Source organism: Bacillus sp. FSL K6-0073, from assembly GCF_038006085.1.
GTDB classification, from domain to species: domain Bacteria; phylum Bacillota; class Bacilli; order Bacillales; family Bacillaceae_G; genus Bacillus_A; species Bacillus_A cereus.
Genome location: NZ_JBBOUN010000001.1, coordinates 2,137,556 through 2,157,174 on the forward strand (window position 1 = coordinate 2,137,556; position 19,619 = coordinate 2,157,174).

Genomic DNA, 19,619 nt, shown 5'->3' on the forward strand with positions numbered 1-19,619 from the left:
TCAAAAAAAGAAACTTATTAGGGTTTATTTCGTATGGAAATCTTTAAAGTATTTACATATAGACTTGCGAAAAAAAGACACAATCTCGCTTATAATTAAAGTTATATGAGCTTAGGGTGATAGCGATGGGGTGGGAGTGTCAAGTAAGAATTTTATGCATAATTGCCACTAAGGGAGATGATTAAAAGTTGAGTAAACAGAATATCAGCACAATAGTTTCAGGAGATTTGATTGTTACCCATCTAATTGGCCAGATTAATACAGAGGATGTGTATGAATGGTTTAATGATTTTGAGCAGGTTTGTCAGCAATTTATTTCTGAGGGCCGGAAATACAAATTGTTGGTGGATAGAAAAGGGTATACCCCAAATCATTTTTCTGTTCAAAAAGTATGGAAAGATAAGTTCTTCAATGAAACCATTTTGAATCATAGTAAGGCAATTGCATTTCTTCTTGAAGAAGGAGAGATACTGAAGTATTTACAACAATCCAATACAAAAGAATCCGTGGAGTTTTTTGATGATTATGAACAAGCGCTAATTTGGTTGAATGAATATCCAATATAAAAACTGAATAGAAAGAGTTGCTCGTAATGTTACACTTGTCATGAAATTTATTTGTTTACAAGTTGCAAACACCATTTATTTTCTTCATAGATTGCTTGTGAAATAAAAGAACAGAACTACAATAAAAAGAACAAACGTCCCCTAAAAAACGTTTGTCCAAAGGTAATTACTATTTTAACTAAGAAATAGATTACAATTTATGTGTACGAGAAATCTTTTTTATAAGTTTAGGCAATATAGATGTTAGTTCTTGCTTCAAACGCTTCGTAAATGATGGATCTTTACCAGAAGTTGAAATAGTGACAACATATTCATTATTTCTTATAACGCCAGGTGTGTGAAAAGATGATTCTGTACCATCACTTACAACGTTAACCCACTGGAAATCATGAGCGGCCTGTTTGACCATCATATTTACAGCGTGTTGATTTGTAGCTGCATAAATAAGGTGAGCATCTTTAATATCATCATTACTAAAAGCTTTTTGCTTCCAAGTAATATAAGAAAGTTCCTTCATTTCCTCGCAAATTTCTGGGCTGACAACAGTGACGAAAGCGCCTGTATCTTTTAATCCAGACGCTTTTCGATATGCAATTTTACCTCCACCAATGATAACAACCACTTTATTTTGTAGATTAAACATAAGAGGGTACATGTTATACATATATGCATTCCTCCATTCGTTCTAACAATGTTAGTTTCATATATGTATCAAACTGAAGACAGTTACAAGTCGTAACATGATTGTATTTTTTTGTATGCAATTCAATTTTTTGAAGTAATAATCCGGTAAAGAGAAGGTATGGCATGACATATACATGGGACGCAGTCGATGTTATAGCCTTGAGCTCGGCAGTAAAAGAGGGAGTTCCTTTCGTTAAAAAGGAACAGGATACTGGCATACCAAGTTTTCGTTCGATAGCTGCTCCGATTTGTTGTAACTCATATATCGGTTGTGTATCACTACTGCCTCGTCCTACGAGTAAAATACTACTATTTTGCATTGGCATAGCTTCACGTATTCTTTTCACTACAAGTTCCACCATATGTGGATGTGTACTAAAAGGAGGTACAACTGAAAATGTTATTTGTGGATATTTCTTTTGTAGTTGTTCTATTTCAAAAGGAATATCACGTTTATAGTGAGCTGCTGCAAATAATAAAACAGGTACAATCATTATTTCAGTTACTCCCTCTATTATCGTTTCTGTAACTGCATCCGAAATAGTAGGTGTCGTTAGTTCTAGAAAAGCTATTTTTTGAATTCTTTCGTTTCGCTCTTTCATAACAGATTGAATAAATTGAATGAATTGTTCATTACCTTCTTGTAGCCGGCTCCCATGTCCAACATATACAATTCCTTTCATTGTCTCACCATGTCTTTCTTCATAAGAGTTTCTTGTAATTGATGATCTACGTTATGAAACCCAACTTTATTTGCATAGTATAAAGTTGGAACATCGGTATACGAGAATGGGAGAGTAAGAATATTGATAAAGCCAAGGCGTTTTATTTCTGCTAGAAACGTATCAATAGAAGCACGACCTTCAAATACAATGCTATCCCATGAGAATTCAGAAAGCATACGTGAATGAATTTCATCGAAGCGATGATCAATTGTGTACTCATGAGTCATCATATAGGAACCAGCACCAATTTTTTCTTGAATAACAGCAATTCGGTTAATGTTTCGTCCTAAATAAACTGTTGTATTGGAAGAGAACTCTGCTTGTTTACTTAGTAGCCCATATTGCATAAGTTTTTCTTGAGTGGCAACGTTCATATGTTGTAGTTGCGCTTGTAAAGAACGAATATCTTTTTGGTGTTTACTACATGATTGCATCAATATTTCTACACTTTCAGCTGAACAAAAAACAAGACGATTAACGTTAAAAATTTCATTGATTTGTTCAAGTGTTAATGTGTATTCTACCTTTTTGAAAGTAGGAATTTGATATATTTCTGCACCGGCTTCTTGTAACTTTTGCTTCATTGAACTTGTTTTATTCGTTGCAGATGCAAATAAAACTTTTTTCTCGTGTAATGGTTTACGTTCTTTCCAAGCGATCTGATCCCGTAAGGAAACGACATCACCAATAATTGTCATAGAAGGATTAGAAATATTTTCGTTTTTGACAATAGAAACAATGGTAGACAGTGTCCCTGTGACAACGCGCTGTTTACCAGTTGTACCCCATTCAATGACTGCTACTGGCGTATCTTCTTTTTTTTCTGCTTGTAGTAAGTTTTCACAAATTGTAGGTAAGTTTTCTATACCCATGTAGTAGGCAATTGTGTCGCTATTGTGAGATGAATTATATTTTCCATGGTCGGTTAAAGGACCTTTTGCATGTCCGGTTAATAAAGTGACGCTATTACTGTAGTCACGGTGGGTGAGGGGAATACCTGCATAGATACTAGCGGCGATGCTAGATGTAATACCTGGTACAATTTCATATGGAATATTTGCTGATGCTAAAGTCTCTGCTTCTTCACCAACACGGCCAAAAATAGATGGATCTCCGCCTTTTAAGCGGACTACGATTTTTCCCTCTTTCGCAAATTGAAGGAGGTGTGCGTTAATCATTTCTTGACGCATAGTATGATTCTTTGGCATTTTTCCGCAATAAATAAGTTCACATGTTTCTTTTGTATAATTAAGAAAGGAAGGGTTTAATAAGCGGTCATATAAGACGATATCTGCACGATTTAAGCACTCTATCGCTTTTTTTGTAATAAGCCCTTCATCACCTGGTCCTGCACCAACTAAATATACATATCCGTTCATATTCGCACCTCGTCTATTTTTATTTAAAAGGAAGCCAGGGGAGGCTTCCTTTTGTAAATTACATGTATATATAAATATCCCCGTCAATAACTTCTACTTCATACGTTTGAATACAACCATCATCAGGTTTTTGAACTTCACCTGTTAGTAGTGAAATTTTCCAATCATGTAGTGGACAAAAGACGAATTCTCCAGATATAATACCTTCCGCTAATGGCCCGTTTTTATGAGGACAACGATTTTCTACAGCTCGAATATCGCCATTTGAAAGGCGGAATAGGGCGATAGACATACCTTTCATTTGTACCTCTTTACCGATTTGAATAGGAAGGTCTTCTGCACGCATAACTTTTATTTTTTCTTTCGTTTGTATCATATAGATCACAGCTCCTTATTTCACAGTTTCTACTTCATACATCGTTTTTAATGATTTCGTTTCTAGTGCTTGTCCCCATGCTTCTTTATATGTGCCACGAGCTTTTTGGAAACGTTCATTTAACTTAGTGACCATATTTGCATCTTGCAGTATTTCCTTTATGTGATCGAAGCCTAATCGTTCTGTCCAGTAGGCAGTACGCTCTCCATAAATACCAGTTTCACGATAATATTGCATGTAAGCTGTAGCGATGCGAAGGACATCATCTTCAGTAGGGACAATCATTACAAAATCAGCTTCGCGTACTTCCGTACCACCATTTCCGCCAATATAAAGTTGGTATCCATTTTCGACACAAACAACGCCAAAATCTTTCGTCAGTACTTCCGCACAGTTACGCGGACAGCCCGTTACACCCATCTTCATTTTATGAGGTGTATCTACCATTTCTAATGATTGTTCAAGCAACATACCAAGTCCTAATGAATCTTTCGTACCGAAACGGCAGAAACGAGAGCCAACACATGATTTTACATTACGAAGAGATTTTGAATACGCATATCCAGAAGCCATATTTAATTCAGCCCATACGTTAGGTAAATCTTGTTTCTTAACACCGTATAAGCCAATTCGGCTCGCACCTGTAATTTTCACAAGTGGAACATCGTACTTTTTCGCAACTTCAGCAATTTTCATTAAATCATCTGCTGTTGTAACGCCTCCGTACATACGTGGAATAACAGAGAAGGTACCATCGTGCTGGATGTTACCATTCATTCTTTCATTCACGAAACGGGATGCTTTATCATCTTCATATTCTTCTGGAATCGCCATACGTAAATAGTAGTTTAAAGCAGGACGACATTTCGAACATCCATCTTCATGTACAAAACCAAGAACGTTTCGTACTTCTTTTGGAGATTTTAAACCTTTCTCATGAATGGCCGCTACGACTTCATCACGTGATAAAGGTGTACATCCGCACATACCGGTAGACTGCGCAGAAGCATCAAAAGCATCTCCAAGTGTATGAGATAAAACTTGTTCTACAAGCGGACGACATTTACCACAAGACCCTGCGGCTTTCGTACAGCCTTTAACTTCTTCAAAAGTCTTTAACTCTTGTTCTAAAATGGCGTGAACGATTGTGCCTTTCGTAACACCATTACATCCGCAAATTGTGTCATCCGCACTCATAGTAGCAACGTCAAGTTCACATTCTTCACCAGCTTTGTGAAGAATGGAAGCTGGTGTATATTCTTGTATATCTTCTTCTTTCTTTAACATGCTAAAGAGGCGTGTACCGTCAGCTGTATCACCGTATAAAACGATACCGACGACTTTATTATCACGAATTAATACTTTTTTATAGGAACGTTTACATTCATTAAAGATGGATATTGCTTTCGTTTGATCATCTTCATAAATTTGGCCAGCAGAGAATAAATCACAACCAGCAACTTTTAATTGTGTACCGACGATACTGCCCGAATATCCATCAGTTTGTAAATTTGTTATATGTTTTGCTAATATCGCACCTTGTTCATAAAGAGGAGCAACAAGTCCATATGCGATACCGTCATGCTCTGCACATTCTCCAACTGCATAAATGGACTCATCATTTGTTAGCATATAGTCATTGACTACAATACCGCGATTTACAATTAGACCAGCATCTTTTGCTATTTGCGTATTTGGGCGTATTCCGACAGCCATTACGATTAAATCACAATCTACAACTTCACCGTCTTCAAATTGAATGCCCTCAACATGGTCTGTACCAAGAATTTTTACAGTTTTCTTTTCCATTAAAAACTTCATGCCTTGTGCTTCTAAATCTTCACGCAGAAGAGCAGCTGCTTTCGTATCTAGTTGTTGCTCCATTAAGCTAGGCATTAAATGAACAACATGTACGTCCATTCCTAAATCAATTAGACCTCTTGCGGCTTCTAAACCGAGTAACCCGCCACCAATGACAACGGCCTTTTTCTTTTCTTTAGCGGTATCTATCATAAATTGTGTATCTTCAATAGTTCGAAATCCTGTTACACCAGAAAGTGCGGAACCTTCAACAGGTAAAATAAAAGCACTAGAACCTGTTGCGATAATGAGCTTGTCGTATGTAAGAGTACGCTTCTTTTCTGTAATAATAATTTTTTCTTCTCGATTAATACTTTGCACTCTTTCATTCGTATACAAGGTTATTTCGTTTTCTTCATACCAACTGTATTCATTCATAATGATATCTTGCATATTTGTTTTGCCTTGTAAAACATGAGAGAGCATAATGCGGTTGTAGTTTGGATGCGGTTCATCTCCAAAAATAGTAATCTCATATGAATCACTATCATGTTTTAAGATTTCTTCCATACAGCGAATGCCAGCCATACCATTTCCGATCATAACTAAACGTTTTTTCATTTTCGTTTCCCCTTTTTATGTGAAATATTGAACAAAGGATTATATTTTTATTATAGAAAATCAAATAAGGGGGAGATGTGATATTTATCACATTTTTATAATGATTCACAAATTGTTAAAATTCGGTTTTATGTGAAGGGGATGTGAATATTTTTCGCGAAACGAAAAAGCAGGCCATAAGTATTTACACTCATGTCCTGCACTTGATTTATGCTTTCGTAATGGCACGCGGAAATAAAATATTATTTTCTAAATGAATATGCTCAAATAAATCAGACTCTAGCGCTTCGAGGCGTTGGTAAACAAGTCGATAAGTACCGCAAGCACCTTCTGGAGGAGTAAAGTCATTTGTCACTTTACGAAGTTCTTTTATAATATTTCCAGCATGATTGTGCTCATTTTCTAGTTCATTTACTACTTTACGTAACTTAGCATAGTTTTCATTAGTTGGATTTTGTTCAAATTCTAAAATTAATGGAAAATCTTCCATTTCTTCTTTAATTAAATGCTGTTCTAATTCCATTTTAAGTTCATGAAATAGCTTATGAATTTGAGCTAAATGAGGCTGACTTGCCCCATGAACACGTAATACTTTTGTCACATATGGACTTAACTGCGGTAATTCTTCATTTAAATAGCGGTGATGCTTATTTATAACATAATCAATCAATTCACGATAAGAAGCATTTTTCCAATCAATTTCCGATTCATTTAATCGTTTCGTATTATGATAAAGCATATTTAACTCTGTAAGCACTTCAGTAGCTGATAAATTTCTTTCATGAATTGCATCAATAAGTGGCTTATTACCGCCACAACAAAAATCTATTCTATATAATTTAAAAAGATCACTAGCTTTCGGAAATTGTGTAACAATCTCACCAACAATTGAAGTTTCAGTAAATGTATGTTCCATATGAATGCCTCCATAAAATTTTAATGTAATATCTGAATTAAGAATAGCGATAAATTAAAATCTATGTAGTGATTGAAATCACTTATTCTGTGTCGTTTTTGAGAATAATAAGAAGAATGTTATTAAAATAAGGGGGAAAGTAATAAGTGGTAATGTTTTACGTTAATAAAAAAGAAGCTTAGTAAAAGCTTCTTTTTTATTACTATTTTTCACATGCAATTCCATCGCCATCACGATCAAGATGAGAGCTATAACCTGGTTGCCCTTTATGTAAAGGAGCTTTCCCAGCTGCTCTAACTGCAGCACAATTTTTGTAGTATGCACTATCAGTATTACCATTAGCTGGTTGTGTTTGAGCTTGCTGTGCTTTTTGTTCTTCTTGTTGTTTGCGAGCTTGTTCATCAGCCAGACGTTTTTGTTCTTCTTGTTGTTTGCGAGCTTGTTCATCAGCCAGACGTTTTTGCTCTTCTTGTTGTTTACGAGCTTGTTCATCAGCCAGACGTTTTTGTTCTTCTTGTTGTTTACGAGCTTGTTCATCAGCCAGACGTTTTTCATCCTCTTGCTTACGAGCTTGTTCTTCGGCTAGACGCTTCTCATCTTCTTGCTTTTGAGTTTTTTCGTCCGCCTCTTTCTTTTCTAGCTCTTTTTTCTGTTCGCTATCTTTTGGCTCTTCATTATTAGAGGCAACTTTTGTACTAGTTGCTGTCGTTTTTTCAGAAGAAGGAGCTGAAATACCTAATAACGCAACAAAAATGACAAATAATACAGCTGTAATAATAAATTGTTTTTTCGCTACACCTGTTTTCTTAATAACAGATAAGATTGCTAGAACAAGGAAGAATATAAATAGAATGAAACTTAAAGTAGAAAAAAACTCGACGACGGGGTGTTCCGATTTTGTTGTACCGGCCGTTATTAATATAATAGAAATCATAAAAAGAATAACGGTAGGACGTCCATATTGTTTTGCTTTTCCATTTTTCTTAAAGAATGAAATGATACATAAGATTAAAAGAATAAAAGCAATAAAAAATAAAGCTGCACCAATATTACTTAAAATTGACATTTTCATACCTCCATTTGTAAGATTCTTCTTATTGATTATATAGGAATTTATTGGATATTACACGTTTTGTATAAATTTAGAAAATTAATATTTTTAATAGACTCATAAACATTTATTTTGTATATAAGGAAAAATGGATATATTTCCTATTACTTTTTGAAAGAGATTTCATAAATTATAGTATATCGATTGAAAGGAGGAGATTTGAATGGAATTTCAATTGTTGGTAACTTGTATATTACAAGAAGGTAATGCTTACTTTTTAGTAACGAAGGTAGATGATGTTATTACGTTAAAAGTACCGATTACTGCGGGAGTAGCAGGTTTATTTTTAGCTTTAGGTGTACCAAGATGCTCTTAATTTAAATCTCTATAGTAGAAGAGGAAGGGACATGCCTTCCTTTTCTACTATTACATAATATAATTATGTAAACTTAAATATCATATTTATGATAGCACGTTTGAAATGGACATGCATATACTATAATGTTTCATTGGATGTTAGCGGCGAAAGGTAGTTTTAATAAGTGAATCCAGTGATATTTTTAAGCTATGAAAATAAAAGAGGTGCTATTATATATGAAAAGAAAAACATTGGATATTCCAGTTACATTGCGAAGAGAGTGGTTTTTAATAGAGTTAGCTCATTTAACGAAAAAATATGGAATTGAAATTGCAACTAGTAAAATGGATGCTGCACCGTTTTTAAGAGATCAAGTTACGGAGTCAAAGATAGGGAAAGGGCTACAATACGATAAATATGATGATGAGTATATAATTGAAAATTAAAGGGTAACAACAAAATTAAATTAATTTATAACAAAATATAAAATAAAGCAGATTCTAAATATAGAATCTGCTTTATTATGAAATACTTGTAGTCAACTAGCCTCTTTCTAGTGTTTTTCCTACATATTTCTCTTGCGTTATTCCAAAAGAGTCACGAAGAATGCGAGCATAATCTTTAGATTCTATTGGTCGTTTATTTTTGGTGCCTTTAAAGGTTTCTGTATAATTTTTATTTGTTAATGATATGTGACCATAAGTAGTTAATTTACAAGTGATAGCTCCTTTATTAAAAGGAGATTCTTTATGCTCTACAATCACTTTTTGAATCTTATTCACTTTTTTCTCATCTATTGGATCTACAGTGAAAGCATAGCCTATTTTCCATTCGTTTGAAGGTTCAGATTGTAAGAAACTTGTAGATTCCCCGTTAGCTCCTTTTCTCATTTCTAAAATATGCGTACCTTTTCGAGTATTTCGCTTACGAATTCGATATTCTCCTGTTTGAGAGGAGATGACTTCTCCGTTAAAAGGGACTGGATGTAAAGGGAGATGAGATGCAAAACCTGCATCCACAACATAATCTTTATCCTCATGACTTAATATGATAATGACATGACCATCATCGGGTTTCCATTTATTATCGTAAAGGTCATAAACAGTACCGGCTACTTTGTATACTTGAAACCCACAATCAATTAAAAAATAATACAATAGGGAGTTTAATTCATAACAAAGTCCACCTCGTTTTTGAATAAGTAACTTTTCTATTAAGTTATCTTTTGAGATATTTTTAATAGTACCAGCCATAATATCAAGATTTTCATAGGGGAGAATCATTCCCATTTTCAAGAGAATTTCATCTAAATCATCAAATGTTATTTCTTTTGCAGGAATTTCTAAGCGTTTAAAAAACTCCTTTTGTAATTTGGTCATCATAAAGTATTCTCCTTTCTTTTTACAGAATTTTCTTCTGTTCACCGATAGGTTAGTACTTCTAAAAAGTTAATTCAAGTGTGCGGAAATTATCATAATATATGTTTCTGGAAAAATGATTTTCTATTCGGAAATTTCAGTTTAATTTTTAATCGTAGGAAAGTCTTATAATACAAGCTCCTTTAAAATTAGTTTGTATTTAATGAAAAGAAAGTACATATCTTTATTATATTTTTAAATAACTAACTAGTAATAAAATGTTTTTTTACTAAAATTTTTTCAAGATTTGTATGCTTTATATAAACAATAATGATTTAAAAAATATCTGGGTGTAGCGAAGTTAACAATTATTGAGAAACTTTTTTGTCGTATTCTATCAAAAGGAAGAGGTAGAAACAAAGAGAATAACGAGAGTTAAGGAAGAGGGTATACAACTAGTAACCTTCTAAAAATAGGGCTAACATCTTTTAAAAATAAAAGATTAGCTATTATTAAGGAAGGGAAAATATAAAATATTATAAAGAACACCTTCTTTCAAAAAAATAGGGGGAGTAATATGCGACTGATGAGAAGATGTGTGGCCTTACTAATTGTATTTTTTATCATGGCTCCAACGATTAGCACAAATGTACAGGCAGAAGTTGTAAAAGAGCTTGGAAAGGGGTTTCCTGATACAGAAGTATTCACACCTGGAGAATGGTTTTTAGGCCAAAAACCTGCTAATTATGATGAGAATAAACCGCCAATTCTCTTTGTACAAGGAAGAAATGGTAATGCTGATAGTTGGTATGGAAAGACAGTATATCATGATATAAATGATATGTATGATTATGCTTTAAAAGCAGGCTATCAAACAGTGTTTATACAATTGTATGATGCTGCAGGGAAAGGTTCGGCTAGTCAGTGGGATAACGGAAAATTGTTAGCACAAAAACTTGAAGAAATATATAATCATTTCGGTAAAAAAGTTAATATTGTAGCGCATAGTAAAGGTGGTATTGATACACAAGCTGCATTAGTTGAATATGGTGCGAATCGATTTGTTGGAAATGTTATTACACTTGCTACACCGCATCACGGCTCAAATTTAGCAGATTTGTCATATAGTTGGTGGGCAGGGTGGCTTGCTTCTATATTAGGTCAAAAAGATGATGGTACGTATTCGTTACAAATAGGTGAAATGGCAAAGTTTCGTTCAATAATAGATAACAACCCAGCAGCTAAATTAAACCGTTACTATACGGCTACTGGAACTAGCTGGGGACCAACATTTTCTGCATTATCTATGGGCGGGTTATATTTATCATCGTACGGTTCAAATGATGGACTAGTAAATGAATGGAGTACGAAGCTATCGTACGGTACACATTTATTTACAGATTCCAGATTTGATCATGACAATATAAGAAAAGGATCAGCTGTTTTTGCACGAATTGAACCATATTTACGTACGACAAATGTGGGATTACCAGCTTTAGTAGCATCCAGCACTAGTTCAAATGAAGATCTAGAACAATTAAATACAACTTCAAATCAAAATATTTTAGGAGGCGAATTACCACAAAATCAGTGGATAGAGCAAAGTATTTCTGTTGATAAAAAGGCTGAAGGAATAGTTTCTGTACTAACTGCTTCTTCTGATGTAGAAGTACAAATGGTATCTCCAAAAGGAAAAATCTATGCAAATAAAGATAGCGCTATAACTACTGGTGAAGGCGAATCTTTCTTTAATGGGGCGACAATTAGAACGTTTAAGTTTGATAAATTGGAAGTAGGCGAATGGAAAATCAAAATGATGGCGAAGCAGTCGAAAGATGCATATTTAGTTGTAAGCGATTACAAGGATGATGCACCATTTGTTCTTCGAATGCCTACAAAAGTTAAAGTAAATAAACCTGAGTATAAACTGAAAAAATCACCTGTAGCACCTGAAATGAAAGGGGATCTTTCCATAACAGTAAGAGTCGTTAATAAAGAAGGTAAGTTAGTCTCTGAATTTAATGAATTACAAAATGTTAATACGAATACATTTACAGGTGCTTTGAAAGATATAAAACAACCGGGAGTATATAACGTTACGATGGATATAAAAGGGATGAATAAAGAAGGAAAACCATATAATCGTACGATTGTTAAGTCGGTTTATGTAGAGAAATAAGGAAGAACAAATAAGTATAATAAAAAAGTGCAGAAATCTTGTGTTAGAAAGAATTCTGCACTTTTTTATGTGGGGAGAGATAATAGAAGTTGAAAAAAACTGTTATTCAATAAAAAAAGATGCTGAAATAGCATCTGAATGTGAAGAAATAATTTTAACTTAGTTTTGTAACTGTTAATTCCACTGAATTTATACCATTGTCACAAGTTACAATACTTTGACGATTAAAACCACTATTATTTCTAAGTTGAAGAGTTGAATTAGCAGGCACTGTAACAATCGTTTCGCCAACGAGTTGAAGACATTCGTTATTTGATGAAGTATTCATTTGAATAGCGAAATCACCTTGACTATCAGCAAGTGGATTGTTATTTAAAAATATAGTTATGACTGGGATATGTGGAAATACAGGATTTAAAGTAGTATTAATACTGGAAATGAACGAAACTCTATAATCACCAGCTTGTCTAAAGTGTATAGTAGTAGGATTTAGTAAGGAAACGCCTCCTGCTAAAGGTCCAACGTAATTAAATGAAAAAGGATCGCCAAAAGGAACAGTTATAAATTCAGTTTGCCAAAAAGTTCCGTATGCAGGACAGCTTCGTTTATGTGAATGGTCACATGAACATTTTTTATTTGAACTGGAAGAAGATTTGCATGAGCATTTTTTATACGAGTTTGAAGAATGATAGTATGAACCCAATATATTACCTCCTATTCTTAATAAATTTAAATCACATAGTAGTTTATGAAGATGAATCACAATTGGCGTGTATGCTTGTACTATAAAAGGAGATAGATTTGGAATATAAAGTGGTCAAATGATGAAGTGTAGTATTTGGGTATTACCTGTAACACCTTTTGAAGATGATAAGGTTTATAATTTGATAGAAAAATAAATGGAATTTCTAAATAGATTGAAGTAACGAGGAAACGTTTATCCCGCTATTTTCCGAGCAGTAAGACTCCCACCTCAAAATTCAGCGAAAGCAAAGAAGTTAGGTGGGGGATGAATTAAACCCCCACTCATTAAAATTTTACTTTACTATATTTATTTAGTCTGACAAAACAGAAATATTACCTTTAGCTGTATGGATGTTATCATTTGGTGAAGTTATGATATTTAACTGTATGTATATTAGGCTATTCAGTTTATCTTTTATTTGCGTAGCTGAGCAGGAAAAAGTCAGAAAATATAGAATAATGTACATATGAAGCATCATTTGTTTTTGGTGTGAATAGTAATTAAAGATACGCTAAAATATTTAAAATTGTAACGAAAGAGAGATTAAATAATAGAAGGAGCAACTTACATGGAAAATATATTAAAGGTATCTTCAAAATCAAGCCCAAATTCAGTCGCAGGTGCAATAGCAGGAGTACTAAGAACAAGTGGTAATGTGGAAATTCAAGCGATTGGGGCTGGAGCTATAAATCAAGCGATTAAAGCAATTGCGATTGCAAGAGGGTTCGTCGCTCCAAGTGGTATTGACTTAGCTTTTGTTCCAGCGTTTCAAGAGATTTCTATCAATAATGAAGAGAGAACAGCGATTAAATTAATTGTAGGCCCTAGAAAGAAAAGGTCTTAGTAGAAGAGAGCGTTACTATAAGGGAAAAAGCTAATAGACTTCCCAGGTTAGATACGTTATTTTATGTAACCGATCCTTGGGTGTGGACACGGCATTATACCGGACTCATGTCTGTTAATTTCTCCTTAAATTTAGCGCGTGTTCTAGATACTTAAAAATGCCAAATCCTTTGTGATATAAGGGATTTGGCATTTTTGATGTTTTTAAAAATAAACAACCTTAAAACTGCTCATTCTTCTCCCAAGATTCAACGATATAGTATGAGAAACCTTATTATATCAAGGTTTGTAAGTGGTGATTCACCTCGATGCTCACATTTTGCTCACATTAAATTTGTTCATTTTTTATCAGGTGTTTTCATTAGATTTTATTATGCTCTCGAAGTTTTCTGCTGCCTGTTCTGTGTGATGTGGCTATAATTGTCTAAAGGCATTTGAATAGATGAATGCCCTAAGCGATCTTGTAAGATTTTAGGATGTTCTCCAGCCGGAAGCATGAGTGTAGCGTGAGTATGTCGTAAGTCGTGTATACGAATTCGAGGAACACCAGCTTTTTTATAGTGATCATTCAAAAAGCGATGAGGAGCATCTATATGTAAGGGTGAATGTATCGTATTGCCGGTGAAAATAAAGGCTTCTTCATTCAAGTGTATACCCCAGCGGAAAAATTCTTTCTTTTTATAAGAGTAGTAGGATTGTAACTTCCCTATAACAAAAGAAGAGATACTAATGCTTCTATTTGAAGATTTAGTTTTTGTAGCAGCTTTAAATAGTCCTTTTTCTGTTTTTACAAGTGATTTATTAACCAGGATACGTTTATTATCAAAGTCAATATCTTTCCATGTTAGTGCAAGTAATTCTCCGCGTCTCATCCCTGTATAAATTGCAAGTAAGAAGAACATATAGTACTTAATATTTTTTTCTTTTAGATACTGGAGGAATCGATTACATTCTTCGCTGGACCATGTCTTCATCTCACCTTGCTCTTCACGTGGTTTTTTTACTTTATTCATTATATTATCATGTATGATTTCCCATTCTACTGCATGTTTGAATATGCATCTGAAGCAGCGGTGGATATTGCTGATTGTACCATTTGATAGTCCTTTTTCTTTAAGTTCAGCATAGTAGCTTTGAATCATTACGGGCTTAATACTTTTAATTTTTTTATAACCAAATGGGGGAAGTAAACGATGTCCATAGGAAAAGAAGTTGCTATGGCACGAAAACGAAAGGGAATCACCCAAGAACAACTCTCCTTAGAAATCCCCGTGAGTCGTGAGTCACTAGCAAAATATGAAACTGAACAACGACGCTTACCAGAAGATTTACGAAAATGTATTACTGAAGGAATTGATGATCCGCAGTTATTTTTTAAAATGTGGAGTGAAGCAACAGGGGATGTAAGTATTCCGTTCTTCAACGGGGAGCAAATAGATCTTCATCCTACAAGTATGAGATACATGGTTTATCAAGAGACAAATGAAGCTTTGGAACAACTCGATACAGTATGTTGGTTTAAACCTTCACAAACTTGGTCCGAAAGTGAGAAAGAGGATTTGAAAAAGGTAATGCATGAAGTCCGGGATGCTACAGGTTCGATGATGAGCCTCGTAGCGGTCCTATGTGATCAATATGGTTTTTCAATGAAAGAAATCTTTAAGTACTGGAAAGTATCATTACGAGCTAGGAAGTATATAAAAGGTTAATTTAATTATTTTATTGGGGAGGTTTAAGTTATGACAATTGATTATGCAAGTCCAACTTTAAATCAATATAAAACGCTAATTCGTAAGGAAGCAAATTTATATGGTGATATTCGAATTGCAGCAGTTTGTGGAGACTATATGAAAGCTAGGGACCTAAAACAAGAGAAGAAATTAATGGAGATAAGAATTCGAATTATAGAAGCAGCATTTGTTTTGAAAAACAAAAAGAAAAAAGGAAAGGCTACCGCGTAGCCTGCGATAGCCAATCATGACAGTAGATAAATTATAGCATATAACAATTTAGTGCGACAAGCTGTTGTGCTTGTCGTTATGACCAGAAAGATTTGTTAACTCTAACCGCTTAGTATACATTACATTCTGGTCATAACGATGCGTACAGTATCAAATTATTAAAAATGGGGAGCAAATTATGAAAGTAGAATGTAATCGTCTGTTCGACTTAGTTCTACCATGTGATTTTGCTTTTGCAAATGAATTACATAACTGCATGGTGACATGTATTCATAACATGTTCAATGCTGGTTCATTAGATGAAGCAAATCATTGGGAGAAGGAATTAAATAGATGCGCAAAAGAATTCAAGAGCCTTCGTAATGAAAAAGAGGATCACGATGTATCAAAGAGTTATCGTGTAGTTGTTAAAAGTCTTCAAGAGCAGGGGATCAACGCATCATTAGTTAGTCGTAAAAAATAAAAAATCTATCACTTTGCAGAGTGATAGATTTTAGACTCTTATAGAGAGTTTTTCTAAAAATTGAATTGGATTAAGTATAAGCAAATCAAGTAAAACAATGGAGGATGAATAATATGGCAATTTATAGACCTGTTCAAGTTTCATATTGGCAAGATGCATTCGTTTTAGATCTTACACCGGAGGAAAAATACTTCTATCTGTATTTGATGACTAATAGCAAAACTTCTCAGAGTGGTATCTATGAGCTTCCATTACGAGTGATAGAAATGGATACAGGGTATAATATAACCGTGAGACGGTTGAGAAGCTGCTAGAGCGGTTTGCTGATTACGGGAAAATTCATTACAACAAAAAGACGAAAGAAATTATGTTGATTAATTGGCTTAAATTCAATGCTATTACAAATATGAATATTGAAAAGTGTGTGTTAAAAGAAATCCAGAATATTAAGTGTGAAGATTTTTTAATTGATTTTTATGAGACATGTTTAGATTTAGAACAGCAGCAAGATTTTAAAATTCCTCGTATTAAGGATTACTTCCAAGCTCGTTTTGAGTGGCTTATAAGGGGCTTCGAAGACCCTATGAAGGAAAAAGAAGAAACAAAAACAAAGACAGAAACAAAAGAAAAAGAAGAAACAAAAACAAAAGAAGAAGCAGCAAGCTGCTCAAGAGATAAAAAAGTTGCAGAAGAAAATCCAATAGCATTTTATGAGCAAAATTTTGGAGTTCTTAAACCATTTGTGGCTGAAGGGATTAATGCGTGGATTGAAGATTTGAATGCACAGCTTGTTATCAAAGCAATGAAAATAGCTTTAGAAAAGAATGCACCTAATATGTCTTATGTACAAGGTATTTTAAGAGATTGGCATGCTAAGGGGTATAAGAGTATTACTGATGTTGAAGCTGCACAAACTCAATTCCGTAAGAAATACCAGTCTCGTGGTGGGAGAAGTAATGCTCGAAAAGAAATTGTTCCTGATTGGTTACATACTCAAGATACAGAAGCGCAATCTCAGCCTGTAAAGCACGATGAAATCGAATTAGAAGCTGAACGGAAACGTTTAGAAAAAGTGTTATCTAAATATAAAAAAGAAGCTTAGGAGGATTGGAATGCCAAAGCAGTTAACTATATTTGATGTTGAGCCTGTAATAGCATTCGATACTGAGAAAGCACACATTCATCAATTAAATTCTAAAGTTCGTTTTACAGATGTAGTTGTTCAAGTACCAAAGCAAGTAAGAGCTACTGATGAATTAAAACCAACAACAGCGCCAAATGATCAGTATGAATTATTTGAGGAATATACAATTGGAATTTGGAGATTTAAGCGAGTGGAAGATAAGCAGTTCGATTGGGAAGAAGCGGAGGAGCTTTGCAAGTCTGCGAGAGATAATAAAGAACCGATTTCAATACGACTTTATTTATCATTAGAACAATCATTTATTCCTGATAATGTTGTGGAATATCTATAACAAAATAAAAAAGTCGAGATTGCTCCCGACTTGCTTCGACAAAATAATCATAACATACGGGAGTGGTCTAAATGGGAATTATTAAAGAAAATTTTGTAGAAATGACAGCTGAAATAGATTTGAAAATAAACGGAATATATGTTGTTAAAAATGGTCAGGTCCAACTAATAGAACCACCCCAAGGTGGATTTGGTGAACAATCATTTGTATATCAAAGTGGAAAAGTAATTCGTATGGAAGAACGAAAAACACAGTTACTTTAATCAAATTTGAATTTTGTAGAAAAAGAGCAGCTAGCAAAAGCTAACTGCTCAATACAAGGAGATACAGAGAAAACTAAATGGATTTTGGCATACAGCCTATCAACATTATGGACATAATATTGGGTTTTATTCAGTCGATTACGTTAAATGTTTGACGATATAGTCTTTTATTAGTAAAAAAGCTGCAAGGAGAAACATTACGTCAATTGAGAACCAAAACATATCTTTTTGAGGTTTCTTAAACTCTGATATTATCGAAAACATTAAAAATAAGGCAACGGCTATTACAATACAGAGTTTAATCATATCAGACATTTATAGCACTCCTAACATTTAATCTTTTTTATTATATAGCTATTTCCAATGTTGAGGAATTTAAAAAGTGTTTTATGAGAATTCAAACAAAATAATCCTTTGAAATGAATATCGTCCAGCTAGAAAACTAGAGGACACCAATTCATTAAAGCAGTAATTAAAGCTGTTTTAGGAATAGGTGTCCTTTTTATTTTGAAAAGGGAGATGGGGAAATGAAGGTGCTAAGAGATTAATTACTTGAGTGGAAAAAGCAATCCAAGAAAGGAAAGAAGAAAAAACAAAAAGAGAAATTAAGTACTCGTGAAATTGAGCATTTAATGGGGATGCATAGACCTTGTTATGAGCGTAGACGTGGAGTATTAAGACAAAAGTAATTTAAAAATAAAAAGGAGTGGTCTTGCATGACTAAACAATTATCTTTCTTACCAAAAATCGATAGAACATCAACACAGGAGGAATTAGAAGGTGTGTTGGAAAGCGTACGTATACATAGACAATTTGGGATGATGCGTAAAGAAATGAAAGTCACTCCTTCTTATGAAATACATGAGCACGGTCCTACACATACAGTTGGAAAACCATTAGAAGATGTTGCTATAGCAAATATTCAACAAAGTAAACGAGAAGAATGGCTTGAAAGAATGTCATTACGTATTGATCAATTTCTAAATCGATTAGGAAACGGACGTGCAGGAATTATCCAAAGGGATATTATCTATAAACGTTATTTAGAAGAAGAGGACGTATGTGATTACATGGTTTATAACGAAATCGGAATGTCAGAGCGTACTTATCGACGTTGGAAGTCTAAAGCATTTTATAAGCTCGCTTTTGCACTTGGATTAGAAGTTTACGAGGCAGAAGAGACTGGAGGTAATGGACAATGAATTTTGTTCAACCGATACGTGATCCAAAGCAAATACAACAAATTAAAGAATATCTAAAAAAAAAGAATGAACGCAATTATATTTTGTTTGTAATGGGAATTAATACAGGTCTACGTATTAGTGATATTTTAAAACTGAAGGTTGGAGATTTAAATGGCAGCCATATATCAATGCGTGAAATGAAGACAGGTAAGCAGAAACGTATTCAGATTACTGCAGCATTAAGAAGAGAGTTAAAGTGGTACATTGAAGATATGGAAGACTATGAGTATTTAATTAAGAGCAGACAAGGAAAGAATCGACCAATCGGAAGAAGCATGGCATATAAAATACTTAGTACTACAGCAGCAAAGTTTGGTTTAGAAGAGATTGGGACACATACATTACGTAAGACATTTGGATATCATATGTACATACAGACAAAGAACATAGCTTTGCTGATGGAGATATTCAATCATTCAAGTGAACGAGTAACGTTAAGATATATAGGAGTAAACCAAGATGCAATGGATAAAGCAATGACTAGATTTAAAATCTAATCATTGATTTTTTTGTTCAAGGATAGCAACACATGCTTATCGACTTAAGAACAGAAACTTATGCTTGAACATAAAATTAAAATTAAATTTAGATGAGCAAAGCTATTTCAAGTGA

General features: G+C 33.9%; 22 protein-coding genes and 2 pseudogenes. 13 read left to right on the forward strand and 11 right to left on the reverse strand.

All coding sequences use genetic code 11. The features are described from left to right. Positions 1–188: 188 nt before the first annotated feature. Positions 189–566, forward strand: a complete 378-nt coding sequence (locus tag MHB52_RS11250) for an STAS/SEC14 domain-containing protein (RefSeq protein WP_000043362.1) — start codon at positions 189–191, stop codon at positions 564–566. Positions 567–756: 190 nt separating this feature from the next. On the opposite strand, the gene MHB52_RS11255 is transcribed toward MHB52_RS11250, so the two are convergent. From MHB52_RS11255 to MHB52_RS11285, 7 genes are all read right to left on the reverse strand, one after another. Beyond that, positions 757–1,230, reverse strand: a complete 474-nt coding sequence (locus MHB52_RS11255) for a precorrin-2 dehydrogenase (protein WP_000282595.1) — start codon at positions 1,228–1,230, stop codon at positions 757–759. Continuing rightward, positions 1,223–1,933, reverse strand: coding sequence for a sirohydrochlorin chelatase (locus MHB52_RS11260; RefSeq protein ID WP_000676476.1), 711 nt, complete (start codon positions 1,931–1,933; stop codon positions 1,223–1,225). Before MHB52_RS11260 ends, MHB52_RS11255 begins: the two co-directional genes overlap by 8 nt. Continuing rightward, a complete protein-coding gene (locus MHB52_RS11265) occupies positions 1,930–3,354 on the reverse strand; it encodes a uroporphyrin-III C-methyltransferase (protein ID WP_001014973.1) in 1,425 nt (474 codons plus the stop codon). The genes MHB52_RS11260 and MHB52_RS11265 overlap by 4 nt, the downstream gene beginning before the upstream one ends. A 58-nt stretch (positions 3,355–3,412) precedes the next feature. Further along, complete coding sequence (nirD, locus tag MHB52_RS11270) at positions 3,413–3,730, reverse strand: nitrite reductase small subunit NirD (RefSeq protein WP_000616686.1); 318 nt, start codon at positions 3,728–3,730, stop codon at positions 3,413–3,415. Between the two features lie 15 nt (positions 3,731–3,745). After that, complete coding sequence (gene nirB / locus MHB52_RS11275) at positions 3,746–6,151, reverse strand: NADPH-nitrite reductase large subunit (RefSeq protein ID WP_063263987.1); 2,406 nt, start codon at positions 6,149–6,151, stop codon at positions 3,746–3,748. A gap of 208 nt (positions 6,152–6,359) precedes the next feature. Continuing rightward, positions 6,360–7,067, reverse strand: coding sequence for an iron-sulfur cluster repair di-iron protein (gene ric / locus MHB52_RS11280; RefSeq protein WP_000401343.1), 708 nt, complete (start codon positions 7,065–7,067; stop codon positions 6,360–6,362). 202 nt (positions 7,068–7,269) lie between these two features. Next, positions 7,270–8,133, reverse strand: a complete 864-nt coding sequence (locus MHB52_RS11285) for an excalibur calcium-binding domain-containing protein (protein ID WP_086424311.1) — start codon at positions 8,131–8,133, stop codon at positions 7,270–7,272. 208 nt (positions 8,134–8,341) lie between these two features. Here MHB52_RS11285 and exsG point away from each other — a divergent pair, with 208 nt between their 5' ends. Then, entirely contained in the window at positions 8,342–8,494 is a 153-nt protein-coding gene (gene exsG / locus MHB52_RS11290; RefSeq protein WP_000395679.1) for an exosporium protein ExsG, read from the forward strand. A 218-nt stretch (positions 8,495–8,712) separates the two neighbouring features. Beyond that, entirely contained in the window at positions 8,713–8,922 is a 210-nt protein-coding gene (locus tag MHB52_RS11295; RefSeq protein ID WP_000824207.1) for a hypothetical protein, read from the forward strand. Between the two features lie 96 nt (positions 8,923–9,018). On the opposite strand, the gene MHB52_RS11300 is transcribed toward MHB52_RS11295, so the two are convergent. Continuing rightward, a complete protein-coding gene (locus tag MHB52_RS11300; RefSeq protein WP_000988427.1) occupies positions 9,019–9,858 on the reverse strand; it encodes an arylamine N-acetyltransferase family protein in 840 nt (279 codons plus the stop codon). A 553-nt stretch (positions 9,859–10,411) separates the two neighbouring features. Between MHB52_RS11300 and MHB52_RS11305 the strand changes: the two genes are divergently transcribed. Continuing rightward, a complete protein-coding gene (locus tag MHB52_RS11305; RefSeq protein WP_001238707.1) occupies positions 10,412–12,013 on the forward strand; it encodes an esterase/lipase family protein in 1,602 nt (533 codons plus the stop codon). Positions 12,014–12,167: 154 nt separating this feature from the next. Here the strand turns inward: MHB52_RS11305 and MHB52_RS11310 are convergent, their stop codons facing one another. Next, the gene (locus MHB52_RS11310) at positions 12,168–12,716 is read right to left on the reverse strand and encodes a hypothetical protein (protein ID WP_000536154.1); all 549 of its coding nucleotides are present in this window, start codon (positions 12,714–12,716) and stop codon (positions 12,168–12,170) included. A 610-nt stretch (positions 12,717–13,326) separates the two neighbouring features. On the opposite strand from MHB52_RS11310, the gene MHB52_RS11315 reads away from it, so the two are divergent. Continuing rightward, the gene (locus tag MHB52_RS11315; RefSeq protein WP_000427801.1) at positions 13,327–13,602 is read left to right on the forward strand and encodes a stage V sporulation protein S; all 276 of its coding nucleotides are present in this window, start codon (positions 13,327–13,329) and stop codon (positions 13,600–13,602) included. A gap of 347 nt (positions 13,603–13,949) precedes the next feature. On the opposite strand, the pseudogene MHB52_RS11320 reads toward MHB52_RS11315, so the two are convergent. Continuing rightward, positions 13,950–14,791 (reverse strand): annotated as a pseudogene (locus MHB52_RS11320) (tyrosine-type recombinase/integrase); the annotation flags it as partial. 3 nt (positions 14,792–14,794) lie between these two features. On the opposite strand from MHB52_RS11320, the gene MHB52_RS11325 reads away from it, so the two are divergent. From MHB52_RS11325 to MHB52_RS11350, 6 genes and pseudogenes are all read left to right on the forward strand, one after another. Next, on the forward strand, positions 14,795–15,310 hold the full coding sequence (locus tag MHB52_RS11325; RefSeq protein ID WP_016117705.1) for a helix-turn-helix domain-containing protein: 516 nt from the start codon (positions 14,795–14,797) through the stop codon (positions 15,308–15,310). A 30-nt stretch (positions 15,311–15,340) separates the two neighbouring features. Then, positions 15,341–15,562, forward strand: coding sequence for a hypothetical protein (locus MHB52_RS11330; protein WP_000151152.1), 222 nt, complete (start codon positions 15,341–15,343; stop codon positions 15,560–15,562). Between the two features lie 178 nt (positions 15,563–15,740). Beyond that, positions 15,741–16,025 carry a hypothetical protein gene (locus MHB52_RS11335; protein ID WP_061664940.1) on the forward strand — a complete coding sequence of 95 codons (285 nt, stop codon included), beginning with the start codon at positions 15,741–15,743 and terminating at the stop codon, positions 16,023–16,025. A 113-nt stretch (positions 16,026–16,138) separates the two neighbouring features. Continuing rightward, positions 16,139–17,127, forward strand: a pseudogene (locus tag MHB52_RS11340) (DnaD domain-containing protein). 10 nt (positions 17,128–17,137) lie between these two features. Further along, positions 17,138–17,500: a hypothetical protein gene (locus MHB52_RS11345; RefSeq protein ID WP_061664939.1), complete on the forward strand. Its 363-nt coding sequence runs from the start codon at positions 17,138–17,140 to the stop codon at positions 17,498–17,500. Between the two features lie 71 nt (positions 17,501–17,571). Next, a complete protein-coding gene (locus MHB52_RS11350) occupies positions 17,572–17,763 on the forward strand; it encodes a DUF3954 domain-containing protein (RefSeq protein ID WP_061664938.1) in 192 nt (63 codons plus the stop codon). 138 nt (positions 17,764–17,901) lie between these two features. Here MHB52_RS11350 and MHB52_RS11355 read toward each other — a convergent pair whose 3' ends face one another. Then, positions 17,902–18,078, reverse strand: coding sequence for a hypothetical protein (locus MHB52_RS11355; protein WP_170962667.1), 177 nt, complete (start codon positions 18,076–18,078; stop codon positions 17,902–17,904). A gap of 401 nt (positions 18,079–18,479) precedes the next feature. Here MHB52_RS11355 and MHB52_RS11360 point away from each other — a divergent pair, with 401 nt between their 5' ends. Together MHB52_RS11360 and MHB52_RS11365 are read left to right on the forward strand one after the other, a co-directional pair. Next, a complete protein-coding gene (locus MHB52_RS11360) occupies positions 18,480–18,965 on the forward strand; it encodes an ArpU family phage packaging/lysis transcriptional regulator (protein ID WP_061664937.1) in 486 nt (161 codons plus the stop codon). Then, on the forward strand, positions 18,962–19,504 hold the full coding sequence (locus tag MHB52_RS11365; protein ID WP_061664936.1) for a site-specific integrase: 543 nt from the start codon (positions 18,962–18,964) through the stop codon (positions 19,502–19,504). The genes MHB52_RS11360 and MHB52_RS11365 overlap by 4 nt, the downstream gene beginning before the upstream one ends. The last annotated feature ends 115 nt before the right edge of the window (positions 19,505–19,619 follow it).